Raw genomic sequence first — 15,705 nt, forward strand, 5'->3', positions numbered from 1 at the left:
ACCGATCCAGCCTGCGAGACGATTGCTATGCCCGAATTGCCCGAGGTCGAAACCGTGCGCCGCGGCCTGGCGCCGGCCATGGAGGGCGCGCGTCTCACGATGGTCCAGGCGCGGCGTCCCGATCTGCGCTGGCCCTTTCCCGAGCGTTTCGCCGAGCGACTGACCGGCCGGCGCATCGTCGGTCTGGGGCGCCGGGCGAAATATCTGCTGGCCGATATCGAGCCCGGAGACGGCAACCCGGAAGCCGATGTCCTCGTCATGCATCTCGGCATGTCGGGCTCCTTTCGTATCGAGCCGCCGGACAGCGATCCCGGCCTGCCCGGCGCCTTCGCCCATCCGCGCTCCCGGGCCGAGGTGCATGACCACGTCGTCTTCACGCTCGAGAGCGGCACTCGGGTCATCTATAATGACCCACGCCGTTTCGGGGCGATGCTGCTGGTGCCGCGCTCCGGCCTTGAGGCCCACCCCCTGTTCCGCGATCTGGGTCCGGAGCCGCTCGGCAACAGCTTCGACGCCGGCTACCTCGCTCGCGCCTGCGCCCGCCGCTTCACTTCGCTGAAGGCCGCGCTGCTCGACCAGAAGATCGTTGCCGGGCTTGGCAACATCTATGTGAGCGAAGCCCTGCATCGGGCCGGCCTTTCGCCCCACGGCGAGGCGGCGTCCCTCGCCACCGCCACCGGCCGGCCGAACGCGGGAGCGCGACGTCTGGTCGAGGCGATCCGCACCGTTCTCAGCGAGGCGATCGCCGCCGGCGGGTCCACGCTGCGCGACCATGCGCAGGTCGACGGCACGCTCGGCTATTTCCAGCACACCTTTCGCGTCTATGACCGAGAAGGCGAGGCTTGCCCCTCTCCCGGCTGCCGGGGCACGGTGAGCCGGACCGTGCAGAACGGACGCGCCACCTTCTTCTGTGCGGCGTGCCAGACATAGCGAGGCTTCCGATGTCGTACGAGACGCTGCTCGTCGAAACCAATGGCCGGGTGGGCGTCGTCACGCTCCATAGGCCCAAGGCGCTGAATGCGCTCAACAGTCAGTTGATCGAAGAGCTGAATCGGGCGCTCGATGCGCTCGAAGCCGATCCCGGCATCGGCTGCATCGTGCTCGCCGGCTCGGAGCGCGCCTTCGCCGCCGGGGCCGACGTAAAGGAGATGCAGTTCCTGACCTTTCCGGCGACCTATCGCGACGACTTCATCACGAGCTGGGAGCGGCTGTCGCGCTGCCGCAAGCCGGTGATCGCCGCGGTCGCCGGCTATGCTCTGGGCGGAGGCTGCGAGATGGCGATGATGTGCGACATCATCCTCGCAGCCGACACGGCCCGTTTCGGCCAGCCGGAAATCCAGCTCGGCATCATGCCCGGCGCCGGCGGCTCGCAGCGCCTGACGCGCGCGGTGGGCAAGGCCAAGGCGATGGAGATGTGCCTCACGGGCCGCACGATGGACGCCGCGGAGGCGGAACGCGCGGGCCTCGTCGCGCGGGTCGTGCCTGCGGCCGACCTCATGGCGGAGGCTATGAAGACCGCTGATCGAATCGCCGACATGCCGCTGGCGGCCGCCATGATGGTGAAGGAGAGCGTCAACCGCGCCTTCGAGACCACCCTCGCCGAAGGGATTCGATTCGAGCGCCGACTGTTCCAGGCGCTCTTTGCCACGGCCGACCAGAAGGAAGGGATGGGCGCCTTCGTGGAGAAGCGACAGCCGGGCTTTGCGCGGGAATGAGCCGTGCCGGAGGAGGTTCGGCCGCCGCACTGGTTGACGCCCCGCTCATCCGCGACTATAAGGCCGCCCACTCGCGTTGGCCTCCTCACGGAGCGCCTCGCACCCTCATTGCCACACGATAGCGACAACGGGCAGGCTAGTCCTGACCCTTGCGACGATGAAAAGGACGGCCGATGGCCAATACGCCTTCCGCCAAGAAGGCGGCGCGCAAGATCGAGCGCCGCACTGCGATCAACAAGGACCGCCGCTCGCGCATGCGCACCTTCGTGCGCAAGGTCGAGGAGGCCCTCGACTCCGGTGACCGCGACGCTGCGAGCGTTGCGTTTAAGGCCGCCGAGCCCGAGATCATGCGCGCTGCCCAGAAGGGCGTGATCCACAAGAGCACCGCCTCGCGGAAGGTGTCTCGCCTGGCGCATCGCCTCGCCAAGCTGGCGTGATCCTCCCCCTGTCCGCAAGGACAGCGACGGATCGACCTGATCGATTGCAGAACCCGGCCTCGCGGCCGGGTTTTGTCATTTCAGACAACTGGCGGCTGCTCTTGGCAGAACGGCAAAACCTGAACCAGCATGCCGCGCTCCGCGTTGCAAATTCGTCACAATCTGGTCGACCACGCCACAATTGACCACGCTTTAGGCTTGACACGCCGCCCTGGGTTCTTCCTCGAAATCACCCATGCAACGGAGTTGGGCAGCCCACGGGCTGTCAGAAAATCCTTTTTTTATTCATGTACTTATGACCCATGGCTGAGAAAACCGAACGAATCTGTGATGCGATCGCCGAAACCCTCGACAGCATCAAAAATCACGTCGGGGAAGGATGATTCTGGTGAGCCGGGGAATCTCGCAAAGGAGTCAGAGATTTGCCGACTGAGAGTCCTGTCGCCTCGCTCTTTCGCGGGCCAGCGATGCGCGTCGCGGGCGCCAAGAGCGTTGCACCGCGGGGGGGCGCTGTGTATGGTCACCCCATCTTCGGCGCGACCGAAGATGGCTCAGCGGAAAGTTGAGACGTCATTCACCACTCATACGCGTGAGGGGGTTCGGACTTGTTTTGTCTCTGTAGAACCCGCCCTGCGCGGAAATCGATCCTGATGCGTTTCAAGATGTCCGGGACTTATTCACCTGGCACCGGCGTTTGACGTTTGTTGCGTTGTCGTAAGTGTACTCCAGAACAATGAAGAATCTTTGGGCAAGCAGACATCTCTTGTCTGCGAAGGGGTATGTATGACTGTTCGAGCCTGTGACGCATCCATTGTGCATCGCGGTGTCGGTGCCACCTCGCCGCCTTCCGGTCTGCGGAGGCCCCGAGGCTCAGGAATGGACGGCGTTCGGACCGTGTGATGGTCCGCCAGTTGCGCATAGGCCCCTAGTAGAAGGCGCATAAGCGCCGCGTCACACCAATTCACGAACGAAGCCAGATCCGACGACATAGCGCTCCTCGGCGCGCCGTTGCTGCGTGCAACCGGTGCCCCGGTTCGAGTCCATGACGCGTGCCGGAACGGCTTCGTTTCTCACAACAAGACTTCATTCAAGGCGGAGCCCCATCATGTTCAAGGCAGAAGATCAAGACCTCTCGGATCGCGTTGCGGTCATGAAGGCCGATGGTCGTACCGCGGGTGCCGTGAACATGAACGACAACCGCCAGGTCTGGGAGCGCGTGCGCGCCTGCCTGCGCGCCAAGATTGGCGAGGAGGTCTATTCGAGCTGGTTCACCCGGATCGAACTCGACGGTATCGATGGGGACGTCGTCTATCTTTCCGTTCCGACGCTGTTCCTCAAGAACTGGATTCAGCAGCATTATGCGGAGCGCATCGCGGAACTCTGGCGCGACGATCTCCCCAATGCCCGCGTCGAGCTGATGGTGCGTTCCGCCGCGGTGCGCGGCGTCCATTCCGCCGCCGTCGCCGCGCGCCGGATCGTGCGGACTGTCGAGCCGCGCCGCGAGGAGCCGGCCCCCCTGCGCGACAGCCACGCCCCGATGCCGCCGGCGACCACGCCCGAAATCCGCGCCGTCGCCAGCGACATGGCCGGCGCCTCCCCGCTCGATCCGCGCTTCACTTTCGAGAGCTATCGCCTCGGCAGCTCCAACCGTCTCGCCCACGCCGCTGCCCTCAAGGTAGCCGAGGCTCCGGCGGGCTCGACCTCCGTCTTCAACCCGCTCTATCTCCATGCCGATGTCGGCCTCGGCAAGACCCACCTCCTGCAGGCGATCGCCGCCGCCGGTGCGGTGCGTGGGCGCAAGGTGGTCTATCTCACCGCCGAGCGATTCATGTATGGCTTCGTGAACGCGCTGAAGACCCAGTCCGCTCTCGCCTTCAAGGAACAACTGCGCGGCATCGACGTGCTGGTGATCGACGACCTGCAGTTTCTGCAGGGCAAAAGCGTGCAGCAGGAGTTCTGCCACACCCTGAACGCGCTGATGGATGCGGGCCGCCAGGTGGTGATCGCGGCCGATCGCGCGCCCGCCGAGCTCGACGCGCTCGAGGAGCGCGTACGCTCGCGTCTCGCCGGCGGTCTCGTGGTCGAGATCGCCCCGCTCGACGAGGAACTGCGGATGCAGATCCTGACCGCGCGGGTCAGCACGCTCGCCCAGCAGCATGTCGGCTTCAAGGTGCCCGACGACGTGCTGAGCTTCATTGCCCGCAATTGCGGACAGAATGGCCGCGATCTCGACGGTGCGCTCAACCGGCTGCTGGCCCACAACCAGTTCAACAGCAGCACCATCTCGCTGGAGATGGCCGAGACCGTGGTGCGCGACCTGGTGCGTTCGTCCGAGCCCAAGCGGGTCAAGATCGACGACATCCTGCGCATCGTCGCCAAGCACTACAACGTCACCCGTGCGGACATCCTCTCCCAGCGCCGCACCGCCAATGTGGTGAAGCCGCGCCAGGTGGCGATGTATCTCGCCAAGATGCTCACCCTGCGTTCCCTGCCCGATATCGGCCGTCGCTTCGGTGGCCGCGATCACACCACGGTGCTTCACGCCGTGCGCAAGATCGAGGGTCTTGCCGGCACCGACCGCGCGCTGGCCGACGAACTTGAGACGTTGAAGCGCCTCGTCAACGAGTGAGCGAAGCGGCGCCGGTGATCCTCGGCCTATTTTTCTCCACAATCCGGCGCTCCGTTCCGCGCCGCGGCCTTGCGCTGCGGTGAAACGGGCGGCAATGTCGTCGGCCCGGCGGCGCACCCCGCGCCGCCTGCCGGGGCGAAGCGGGGCAGCGTCCGGTGCTTGGCGCCTCCCGTGCGTCCTCCCTGTCCCGAGTTGGAAGTCGCGGCCATGAAGGTCACCGTCGAGCGGGCCGAACTGCTCAAGTCTCTCGCCCATGTCCATCGCGTCGTCGAGCGACGCAACACCATTCCGATCCTCGCCAATGTGCTGATGCGCACCGATGCGCGCGGTTTGGCGCTGAAGGCGACCGACCTCGACATCGAGATCGTCGAGGTGATTCCGGCCGAGGTGGGCGAAGAGGGCGCGACCACGGTACCGGCGCACACGATCTACGACATCGTGCGCAAGCTACCCGACGGCTCGCAGGTGCAGATCGAGACCTCGGGTGATCGCGGCACGCTCACCGTCCGCGCCGGCCGCTCGCGTTTCCAGCTCCAGACCCTCCCGGAAACCGATTTCCCGGACCTTGCCGCCGGCGAGATGAGCCATCGCTTCACCCTCAATGCGGGCGAACTGAAGCGGCTGGTGGACAAGACCCAGTTTGCGATCTCGACCGAAGAGACCCGCTATTATCTCAACGGCATCTATCTCCACGTCACAGAGGCCGCCGGCCAGCCTGTGCTGCGCGCGGTAGCTACCGACGGACACCGCCTCGCCCAGGCCCAGACCGCGGCACCGGCCGGGGCCTCCGGCATGCCAGGCGTGATCGTGCCGCGCAAGGCGGTCACCGAGATCCAGCGCCTCGTCGAAAATGGGGAAAGCGAACTCACGGTCGAACTCTCCACTGCCAAGATCCGCGTCCTGCTCGATCGGGTCGTGCTCACCTCCAAGCTGATCGACGGCACCTTCCCCGATTACGGCCGCGTCATTCCGCTCGGCAACGACAAGACGCTCGTTGTCCGCAAGGCCGAATTCGCGGCGGCCGTCGACCGTGTCTCGACCGTCGCCTCCGAGCGCGGCCGCGCCGTCAAGCTCTCGCTCGCCGATGGTCACCTCACGCTCACCGTCACCAATCCGGATTCTGGCAGCGCGGTAGAAGAGATCGAGGTCGAATATGCCGCGGAACCGCTCGATATCGGCTTCAACAGCCGTTACCTGCTCGACATCACCGCGCAGATCGAGGGCGATGAAGCCGAGCTGAAGCTGGCCGATCCCGGCTCGCCGACGCTGGTTCAGGAGCCGAACGCCACCAGTTCGCTCTATGTCCTGATGCCGATGCGCGTGTGATCCCCGCAGCTCGCATCATCCGCCTGCGCCTTACCGCCTTTCGCAGCTACGCCGGCGCGGACATCGCCGCCGGTGCAGGGCCGGTCGTGCTGACCGGGCCGAACGGGGCGGGCAAGACCAATCTCCTCGAGGCCATTTCCCTCCTCTCGCCCGGCCGTGGCCTGCGCCGGGCGGCGCTGGACACCGTGGGACGACGCTCGCCCGAAGGCGTCGCGGCGACGTCATGGTCCGTTGCCGCGACGGTGGAAGGGGCCTATGGCGAGGTGCAACTCGGCACGGGCATCGAAACGGCAGGTGCGGACGCTGGCGGCCGCCAGCGCCGCTCGCGGATCGATCGCGAGCCGGTCGGCTCGGTCGGCGCGTTTTCCGATCATCTGCGTGTCGTCTGGCTGACGCCGGAGATGGACGGCCTGTTCCTCGGCCCGCCCGGCGAGCGCCGCCGCTTTCTCGATCGCCTCGTCCTCGCTGTCGATGCCGAGCACGGCACGCGGGTCGGCGCACTGGAACGAGCCCTGCGCTCGCGAAACCGGCTGCTGGAAGAAACCTCCACCGATCCGCGCTATCTCGATGCCGTTGAACATGAACTCGCCGCGCTCGCCGTCGCGGTCGCTGCGGCGCGGGTCGAAACCGTGCGGCGGCTCGCTGCCGGGATCGCTGCCAGCCGGGACGATGCTTCGCCGTTTCCCTGGGCCAGCGTCGCGCTTGAGGGCGCGCTGGAGCAGGCGCTAGCCAACGAGCCCGCGGTGAATGTCGAGGACCGCTACCGCGCGGCGCTGCGCAACGGCCGAGCTCGCGATCGCGCCGCCGGCCGCACGCTCGAGGGCCCGCACCTCACCGACCTCGTCGTCGGCCATGGCCCGAAGGCGATCCCCGCCGCGCAGGGCTCGACCGGCGAACAGAAATCGCTGCTGATCGGCCTGTCGCTCGCCCATGCCCGTCTTGTCGGCGAAATGGCGGGCATTGCGCCGGTGATGCTGCTGGACGATGTGGTGGCCTATCTCGATCCCGATCGCCGTGCCGCGCTGTTCCGCGCGCTGGCGCAGATCGGGGGACAAGTGTGGATGACGGGCGCCGACCCCTCCGCCTTCGAAGCGCTGGCCGACAAGGCCGAGCGCTTCAGCGTAAGCCCAGGCCGTGTCGCGGCAGACCGGGACGGCTGACCATGCTCGACCATGTTTCCATTACCGTCACGGACCCGGCCCGCGCTCTTCCATTCTGGGATGCGGTGATGCAGACGCTCGGCGTGCCCCGCGTCTGGCGGCGGGACGATGGGGCAGGCTATGGCCTGCGCAACGGTCCGGACGAGGACGAGCGCTCTTATCTCACCGTTCTCGCCAGCCGCGGCGCCTTCGCCGCCGACAACCGGCATTGGTGCTTCCGCGCCGCAAGCCGCGATGCCGTGGATGCCTTCCATGCCGCCGCGCTGGCCCATGGCGGGACATGCGACGGGCCACCCGGGCTGCGCCCTCACTACCACATCGCCTATTATGCCGCCTTCGTCCGCGATCCGGACGGCAACCGCATCGAGGCCGTGCATCACCGCGCGCCGGCAATGGAGCAAGCCTGACCGGCCGCGTGGTCATTTAGGGGTTGACCTCACGCGTACGCGCGCGCACGAAGAACCCATGGACATTCTCGCCCTGCTCGTCTTCGCTGCGGCGCTTGCTCTGGCTGCGGCATCGCCGGGACCGAGCGTGATCGCGCTCGTTGCCCGGACCCTGGTGCACGGGCGCGACGGCGCGGCGCCGCTTGTCGCCGGCATCATTCTCGGCGACATGGTGTGGCTGACGGGAGCGGCGCTCGGCCTGGCGGCTCTCGCGGCCATGCTCGGCTCCTTCTTCCTCGTCATCCGGCTGGCCGCCGCCTGCTATCTCGTCTTCCTCGCGTGGAAGCTGTGGACCAGCAGTTCGAAGACGGTCGATGCCGCGCAGATCCGCGAGAGCGACAATCCATTTGGCCTGTTCCTCACCGGCCTTGGCATGACGCTCGGCAACCCAAAGGCCATGGCCTTCTACCTCGCCCTGCTGCCCAGCATCGTCGACCTGAACCATCTCAGCCTGCTTGGTTTTGCGGAATTGTGCGGCATCATCGTCTGCGTGCTGGCGGGGGTGCTCACCGCCTATGTCACGCTTGCCCACCGGGCCCGGCATCTCGTCGGCCGGCCGCGGGCGGTCCGTCTCATCAACCGGACCTGCGGCGCCGCCATGGCCGGCGCCGCCCTACTCGTCGCCACGAAATAAACGCGCGAATGCGCTACGTTTTCGCCTTCTGCCTCAACGATTCGAAGAGTTCCGCACATGGCCGATTCCGCGCCCGCCCCCTCCTCGCAGGAATATGGGGCCCAGTCGATCCAGGTCCTCAAGGGCCTCGACGCGGTGCGCAAGCGCCCGGGCATGTATATCGGCGATACCGATGATGGTTCCGGCCTCCACCACATGGTCTATGAGGTGGTGGACAACGCCATCGACGAGGCGCTCGCCGGTTATGCCGACGAGGTGACGGTGACGCTGAACGCCGAGGGTTCCTGCACCGTGACCGACAATGGCCGCGGCATTCCGACCGATATGCACCTGGAAGAAGGCGTCTCCGCTGCTCAGGTCATCATGACCCAGCTGCACGCCGGCGGAAAGTTCAACCAGAATTCCTACAAGGTTTCCGGCGGCCTTCATGGCGTCGGCGTGTCGGTGGTGAACGCGCTCTCCACCTTTCTCGACCTCACCATCTGGCGCAACGGATATGAATACTTCATGCGCTTCGAGCATGGAGACGCAAAGGAAGACCTCGTCAGAAAGGGCCCGGCGCCCGAAGGGCGTCGCGGCACCAAGGTGACCTTCCTGCCCTCGCCTCTGACCTTCACCAAGGTCGAATTCGACTATCACACGCTCGAGCACCGGTTGCGCGAGCTGGCGTTCCTGAATTCCGGCGTCCGCATCGTGCTCACCGACGCGCGCTCCTCCGAGGTGAAGCGCGAGGAGATGATGTATGAGGGCGGCGTCGAGGCTTTCGTGAAGTATCTCGATCGCTCGAAGCAGGCCCTTCTGCCGAAGCCTATCGTGATCCGCGCTGAACGCGACGACATTTCCGTCGAATGCGCGCTGTCGTGGAACGACAGCTATTACGAGAACGTGCTTTGCTTCACCAACAACATTCCGCAGCGTGATCGAGGCACCCATTTCACCGGCTTTGCGGCGGCACTGACCCGCCAGATCATCGGCTACTCGGAAAGCTCCGGCATCGCCAAGAAGGAGAAGGTCGCGCCCACCGGCGAGGATTGCCGCGAAGGCCTGACCGCCGTGTTGTCGGTTAAGGTGCCGGACCCGAAATTCTCCTCCCAGACCAAGGACAAGCTGGTTTCCTCCGAGGTCCGCCCGGTGGTCGAGGCGCTGGTCAACGAGGCCCTCGGCTCGTGGCTGGAAGAAAACCCGGCGGAGGCAAAATCCGTTGTGGGCAAAGTGGTTGAGGCGGCCGCGGCCCGCGAGGCGGCACGCAAGGCGCGCGAACTCACCCGCCGCAAGAACCCGCTCGACGTCGCCTCCCTGCCCGGCAAGCTGGCGGATTGCCAGGAGCGCGACCCCGCGAAGTCCGAACTCTTCATCGTCGAGGGCGACTCGGCCGGCGGCTCCGCCAAGATGGGCCGCAACCGCGCCTTCCAGGCGATCCTGCCGCTACGCGGTAAAATCCTGAACGTGGAGCGCGCACGCTTCGACAAGATGCTGTCGTCCGAGATGATCGGCACATTGATCACCGCACTCGGCACCGGCATCGGGCGCGACGACTTCAATGTCGACAAGCTGCGCTACCACAAGATCATCATCATGACGGACGCCGATGTCGACGGCGCGCATATTCGTACACTTTTGCTTACGTTTTTCTTCCGCCAGATGCCCGAACTCATCGACCGCGGCCATATCTTCATCGCGCAGCCGCCGCTCTACAAGGTGACACGCGGCAAGTCCGAGCAATATCTGAAGGACGAGCGCTCGCTGGAAGACTATCTCGTCACCCAGGGGCTCGACGATGCCAGCCTGATCCTCACCTCCGGCGAGGTGCGGCGCGGCGCGGACCTTCATGCGGTGCTGGAAGCAGCACGTTCATTCCGTACGGTGATGCATGCGCTGCATCCGCGCTACAACCGCGCCGTGGTCGAGCAGGCCGCCCTGGGGGGAGCGCTGACGCCCGGCCTCTGGCAGGAGAATGAAGATCAAGCCATTGCGATCGTTAAGAAAGTCGCGGGTCGTCTCGACCTCGTGGCGGAGGAGACGGAGCGCGGCTGGCTTGGCGAGGCTGATGCTGCGGGCTACCGTTTCACCCGTGTTGTGCGCGGGGTGAGGGAAGTCGCCACGCTCGATGCGGTCTTCCTGCAATCGGCGGAAGCACGGCGCCTTGCGGCGCTGGCGCAGGATCTCGCCGAGGTGCATGACCGTCCGGCAACCCTGCGCAGGGGCAGCATCGACACCGTCGTCTTCGGTCCGCTCGACCTGTTCGACGCCGTCACCGACGCCGGCCGGAAGGGCGTGAAACTTCAGCGTTACAAAGGACTTGGCGAGATGAACGCCGAACAGTTGTGGGAAACCACGCTGGACGTCAACGCCCGTTCGCTGCTGCAGGTGACGGTGAAGGAGAATGTGGAGGCGGCCGAGCTGTTCGAGCGCCTGATGGGCGACGTGGTGGAGCCGCGCCGCGAGTTCATCCAGGAAAACGCGCTCAAGGCGACGGTCGATATCTGACGGTCCGATCCGTGCAGTCAGGTGGACGATGAGTCCAGAATGACCGAAGCCGGCACCCCGAAGTGCCGGCTTTTTCGTGCCCGGCGAGAGCCGCGCCTCCCACCAGCCCTGTCCATTACCTTATTACCTACAAGTCGACACGATTTCCCCCGCCCTTGATCCGGGTCGCTTCCCTTGTCCGCCGGCTCGTGGCACTGCTTTGGCACCTTGCCCGCGGGAGTCTGCGTCCGCCATGTGCCCCACCACGACCCATCCCACTGAAACCTCCACTCGCCTGCCCGACGCATCGGCGCCGCGTCCGCGCACCGGTGCCCACATTCTGGTCGATGCGCTCATTGGGCAGGGCGTGACCCGGGCATTCGGCGTTCCGGGCGAGAGCTATCTCGACGTGCTGGACGCGCTGGCCGACACCGATGTCGATTTCGTCGTCTGCCGGCAGGAAAGCGGGGCGGCGATGATGGCGGAGGCGTGCGGCAAGCTCACCGGCCGGCCGGGCATCTGCTTCGTCACGCGCGGGCCGGGCGCGACCAATGCGAGCGCGGGCATCCACATCGCGCAGCAGGATTCCACCCCGATGATCCTGTTCGTCGGGCAGATCGGCCGTTCCATGCGCGGGCGCGAGGCGTTCCAGGAGGTGGATTACCGTGCCGCCTTCGGACCGATCGCCAAATGGGCGGTCGAGATCGACGAAGCCGCCCGCATCCCGGAGATCGTCGCCCGCGCCTTCCGCGTCGCGACGCAGGGCCGGCCCGGCCCGGTGGTGATCGCGCTGCCGGAGGACATGCTGAGCGAGATCGCCACGGTTCCTGACGCACCCGCCATCGAGCCTGCCGAGACCTGGCCCGGCCTCACCGACATGATGCGGCTGCAGAAGATGCTCTGGGCGGCGGAGCGCCCCGTCGTCATCCTCGGCGGCAGCCGCTGGAACGCGAAGGCGGTCGCCTCGGTGGTGCGCTTCGCCGAGCGATTCGACCTGCCGGTCGCGGCCTCCTTCCGCCGGCAGATGCTCTTTCCGGCGGATCACCCCTGCTATGCGGGCGATGTCGGGCTCGGCATCAATCCTGAGCTCGTCGCGCGCCTGAAGGCGGCGGACCTCGTCATCGTCGCCGGCGGGCGGCTCGGCGAGGTGCCCTCGCAGGGCTACAGCCTCTACGGCATCCCCGACCCCGGCGTTCCCCTCGTCCATGTCCATGCCGACCCGGAGGAACTGGGCCGGGTGTATCAGCCCACGCTCGCCATCAACGCCTCGTCGGGCGCCTTCGCTGCGGCGCTGGAGGGCGTGCAGCCGCCGAACGTCATCCCATGGGCCGGCTGGCGGGAAGCGGCGCGCGCCGATTATCTCGGCTGGAGCGAACAGCCTCCGGCCAATCCCGGCCCGGTGCAGATGGCGACGCTGGTGCACTGGCTGCGCGCTTTGCCGCCGGAGACGGTGGTGTGCAACGGCGCCGGCAATTTCGCCACCTGGGTGCATCGCTTCCACCGTTTCCGCGCCTTCGGCAGCCAGCTGGCGCCGACCTCGGGCTCGATGGGCTACGGCTTTCCCGCCGCCATCGCCGCCAAGCGCAGCCGGCCCGGCACGCCCGTGGTCGCGGTGTGCGGCGACGGCGATTTCCTGATGACGGGACAGGAACTGGCGACCGCCGTGCAGCACGACATCCCGGTCGTCGCCGTCATCGTCGACAACGGCATGTACGGTACGATCCGCATGCACCAGGAGCGCGAATTCCCCACCCGCGTCTATGCCACCACGCTTACCAACCCGGATTTCGCCGCCTATGCGCGCGCCTTTGGGGCGTTTGGGAGCACCGTGGAACGGGATGAGGACTTCGTGCCGGCCCTCGACGCGGCTCTCGCTTCCGGCCGGCCGGCCATCGTGCATGTGAAGCTCGACCCGGAAGCGATCACGCCGGTGACAACGCTGACCAAGCTCCGCGAAGCCTCGCTGGCCAAGCGCTCGGTGGGGTGAGCGCGCCTGCGGGGTGAGCGCGAGCTCCGTTCCGCGACGTGGCGGCGATACCGCAGACGGGGCGTGTCAATCGCCCTGCCCGGCGGGTCGCCGGCAAGCAGCGCCACGATCTCGCGCACCCGCTCCGGCGGCGGCACATCCTGGTTGTGGAAGATGAGGAAACGCCACTCGCGTCCTTCCCGAACGGCGACGGCGTTGAACAGCCCGTGGCGCTCCAGCCATGGCTCGCCGCGCGCATCGCGGGCCCCGCTCATGCGCCACCTGACGTCCACCGCCACCAGCTCCGGTCCCAGCCGGCGCAGGACCGGCGGCGCCAATGTCAGCTCGCTGTCGCGGAACATGCCGCCGAAGATGACGGTGTGGCCTCGCTCTATGGGCTCGCGGCCATGGACCGTGAGCCCAAACACATTGGTGAAATCGGCATCCGCCGCGAACAGCCCGGCATAAGCGAGCGCGTCATGGGCATTCCACGCCGCCTCCATGGCGGCGAGAAGCACGCCGATCGCGGCATCCGTTTCCGTGTCGTTCATCCCCGCCCCCGCTCGCGCGCCCCGATGCCGGGCGATCTCAGCCCGATGCGGCGACGGCGCGGATCATGAAGCGGATGATGCCACGGCCGGACCGGAAAGTACCGTAACGGAAGCAGCGGCAAGCCGACGGCAGAGCCTGCGTTCGGCGGCCAGCGGCCACCATTCGAAGAGGAAGATCTCCATCGGGTGCCAGTTGGCCACCCAGCCGAAGATCACCAGGCCTTCCATCATCACATTGGCGAGGCGGGAGTTGGGAAACAGGTTCACCAGCGCCTGACCGACCAGCAGCGACAGGCCGAGCACCACGAGGCCGATGACCAGCGCCCTCAGCCCGGTCGCCAGCAGGCGCGACAGGTCGCGCGACACGCGCTCGGCCCGCCGGGTGAAATGGGCTGTGAAGACGGCCGGCAGCGAGGCGATGACGGTCGGGCTCGCACGCTCGGCCGGCAAATGGACGGTGATGGCGATCGGTGCGGCGGCCGGCAGGTCGAGCGCGCGATCGTGGATGTAGTCCTCGACCTCGCCGTCGAGCCCGCGCTCGCGGAACGGGTGCGGGTCGAGCATGTCGAGAAGTTGCTTGGGATCGTCGACATTCAGCGCGATCCGCCCGTCGGCATGGCCCGACATGCTGCCCCCACCCGTTCGCCGTTGTTCGTTCAGGCCGGCTGGCCGTTGCCGGCGAGTTCACCCGACAGCGCGCGGGCAATGAGCGCGCGGGTTTCGGGAATGCCGTAGGCCGCGACGAAGGTGCCGAAGCGCGGCCCCTCCTTCTCGCCGAGCAGCAGTTCGTAGAGCGCGCTGAACCAGGCGAAGGACACGCCCGGGCCGCCATCGGGGCCCTTGCGCTTGGTGTCCTGGTAGCGCGGCACCGGCCGGGCGACGTCCAGCACCGCGTTCTGGATCGCCTCCCGGTCGCTTCCGTCGAGCGCGGACAGCGCCACGTCGAGCCGCGCCAGCGCATCGGCCTCCACCTCGTCGGGCAGGCGGAATTCCCGGTGCGGCTTCACCCGATCGATGAAATAGCGCACCGCATAGCCGGCCAGCCGGTCGAGCTCGGGGTGGGTTTCCACCGTGACGCCGGGCGCGTAGCGGCCGATGAAGCGCCACAGGACGTCCTTGTGCTCGGCGTTGGAGGCCGAGGCGAGTTTCAGCAGCAGGCCGAAGTTGATCGGCAGCTCGATCGCCGGCGGGTTGCCGGAATGGATGTGCCACACCGGATTGCCGAGCCGGTTCTTCCAGTCCTGGGTCGGATAGCGGGCGAGGAAGGAATAATATTCGTCCACCGCCTTCGGGATCACCCCGAAATGGAGCTTCTTGGCCGAGCGTGGTGACTGGAACATGTAGAGCGCGAGGCTCTCCGGGCTGGCATAGGTCAGCCACTCGTCGATGGTGAGGCCGTTGCCCTTCGACTTCGAGATCTTCTGGCCCTGCTCGTCCAGGAACAGCTCATAGACGAAGTGTTCCGGCGCGGTAGCACCGAGGATCTCGCTGATCCGGTCATAGATCGGCGCATTGGTCTGGTGATCCTTGCCGAACATCTCGAAATCGACGTCGAGTGCAGCCCAGCGGGCGCCGAAATCCGGCTTCCACTGCAGCTTCACATTCCCGCCGGTTACGGGAACGGTCTTGTCCACCCCGTCCTCGTCGGTGAAGGTGATGGTACCGGCTTCCGCATCCACCGCCTTCAGCGGCACGTAGAGCACGCGGCCCGAGGTCGGCGAGATGGGCAGGAAGGGCGAATAGGTCGCCTGCCGCTCCTCGCCGAGGGTCGGCAGCATCACCTCCATGATGGCCTCGTATTTCCGCGCCGCCTCCAGCAACACGGCGTCGAGCTTGCCGGAGAAATAATAATCCGTCGCGCTGGCGAATTCGTAGTCGAAGCCGAAGGTGTCGAGGAAGCGGCGGAGCATCGCGTTGTTGTGGTGCCCGAAGCTCTCATAGCCGCCACCGAACGGGTTCGGCACCCGGGTCAGCGGCATCTGCAGATAAGGGCGCAGCGCGACCGGATCCGGCACGTTCTCCGGGATCTTGCGCATGCCGTCCATGTCGTCGGAGAAGCAGAGCAGGCGCGTGGGGATCTTGTCTTCCGTGAGCACCCGGAAGGCATGGCGCACCATGGTGGTGCGCGCCACCTCGCCGAAGGTGCCGATATGGGGCAGGCCCGAGGGGCCGTAGCCGGTCTCGAACAGCACCTCGCTCTTCGGTTTCCGCTTCAGACGCTCGACGATCTTGCGCGCTTCCTCGAACGGCCAGGCGCCGGCCGTCTCGGCCGCCGCGCGCAGTTCGGCTGCAAAATCCTCGACCGTGGCGGTCGCCGTCATGATGCTCGCTCCTCGGGGCGTTTTGAATGGGCGCGGACACTAGAGCAATTCCTG

12 protein-coding genes and 1 pseudogene are annotated in these 15,705 nt (G+C 66.6%); 10 read left to right on the forward strand and 3 right to left on the reverse strand.

Annotated elements, in window-relative coordinates; translation table 11 throughout:
• Positions 1-27: 27 nt before the first annotated feature.
• The 10 genes from mutM to MWN34_RS05960 all read left to right on the forward strand — a co-directional run bounded on the left by mutM (position 28) and on the right by MWN34_RS05960 (position 12,800).
• Positions 28-930: a bifunctional DNA-formamidopyrimidine glycosylase/DNA-(apurinic or apyrimidinic site) lyase gene (gene mutM, locus MWN34_RS05915; RefSeq protein ID WP_247027520.1), complete on the forward strand. Its 903-nt coding sequence runs from the start codon at positions 28-30 to the stop codon at positions 928-930.
• Positions 931-941: 11 nt separating this feature from the next.
• Positions 942-1,715 (forward strand): enoyl-CoA hydratase, encoded by a 774-nt coding sequence (locus MWN34_RS05920; protein ID WP_247027522.1) that lies wholly within the window; start codon positions 942-944, stop codon positions 1,713-1,715.
• Between the two features lie 173 nt (positions 1,716-1,888).
• The gene (gene rpsT, locus MWN34_RS05925; protein WP_247027524.1) at positions 1,889-2,152 is read left to right on the forward strand and encodes a 30S ribosomal protein S20; all 264 of its coding nucleotides are present in this window, start codon (positions 1,889-1,891) and stop codon (positions 2,150-2,152) included.
• Positions 2,153-3,338: 1,186 nt separating this feature from the next.
• Positions 3,339-4,781 (forward strand): chromosomal replication initiator protein DnaA, encoded by a 1,443-nt coding sequence (dnaA, locus tag MWN34_RS05930; protein ID WP_247027650.1) that lies wholly within the window; start codon positions 3,339-3,341, stop codon positions 4,779-4,781.
• Between the two features lie 207 nt (positions 4,782-4,988).
• A complete protein-coding gene (gene dnaN, locus MWN34_RS05935; RefSeq protein WP_247027526.1) occupies positions 4,989-6,107 on the forward strand; it encodes a DNA polymerase III subunit beta in 1,119 nt (372 codons plus the stop codon).
• Entirely contained in the window at positions 6,107-7,267 is a 1,161-nt protein-coding gene (recF, locus tag MWN34_RS05940) for a DNA replication/repair protein RecF (RefSeq protein WP_247027652.1), read from the forward strand. Before dnaN ends, recF begins: the two co-directional genes overlap by 1 nt.
• A 2-nt stretch (positions 7,268-7,269) precedes the next feature.
• Positions 7,270-7,674, forward strand: coding sequence for a VOC family protein (locus tag MWN34_RS05945; protein ID WP_247027528.1), 405 nt, complete (start codon positions 7,270-7,272; stop codon positions 7,672-7,674).
• Between the two features lie 58 nt (positions 7,675-7,732).
• Positions 7,733-8,347 (forward strand): LysE family translocator, encoded by a 615-nt coding sequence (locus tag MWN34_RS05950; protein WP_247027530.1) that lies wholly within the window; start codon positions 7,733-7,735, stop codon positions 8,345-8,347.
• Between the two features lie 57 nt (positions 8,348-8,404).
• Positions 8,405-10,834: a DNA topoisomerase (ATP-hydrolyzing) subunit B gene (gene gyrB / locus MWN34_RS05955; protein ID WP_247027532.1), complete on the forward strand. Its 2,430-nt coding sequence runs from the start codon at positions 8,405-8,407 to the stop codon at positions 10,832-10,834.
• A 232-nt stretch (positions 10,835-11,066) separates the two neighbouring features.
• Complete coding sequence (locus MWN34_RS05960; RefSeq protein WP_247027534.1) at positions 11,067-12,800, forward strand: thiamine pyrophosphate-binding protein; 1,734 nt, start codon at positions 11,067-11,069, stop codon at positions 12,798-12,800.
• Between the two features lie 143 nt (positions 12,801-12,943).
• On the opposite strand, the pseudogene MWN34_RS19760 reads toward MWN34_RS05960, so the two are convergent.
• From MWN34_RS19760 to MWN34_RS05970, 3 genes and pseudogenes are all read right to left on the reverse strand, one after another.
• Positions 12,944-13,330: pseudogene (locus MWN34_RS19760) on the reverse strand (SgcJ/EcaC family oxidoreductase); the annotation flags it as partial.
• Positions 13,331-13,393: 63 nt separating this feature from the next.
• Positions 13,394-13,957 (reverse strand): hypothetical protein, encoded by a 564-nt coding sequence (locus MWN34_RS05965; RefSeq protein WP_247027536.1) that lies wholly within the window; start codon positions 13,955-13,957, stop codon positions 13,394-13,396.
• Between the two features lie 29 nt (positions 13,958-13,986).
• The gene (locus MWN34_RS05970) at positions 13,987-15,651 is read right to left on the reverse strand and encodes a lysine--tRNA ligase (RefSeq protein WP_247027538.1); all 1,665 of its coding nucleotides are present in this window, start codon (positions 15,649-15,651) and stop codon (positions 13,987-13,989) included.
• Positions 15,652-15,705: the final 54 nt, after the last annotated feature.

This window comes from Ancylobacter crimeensis (genome assembly GCF_023016805.1).
GTDB classification, from domain to species: Bacteria; Pseudomonadota; Alphaproteobacteria; order Rhizobiales; family Xanthobacteraceae; genus Ancylobacter; species Ancylobacter crimeensis.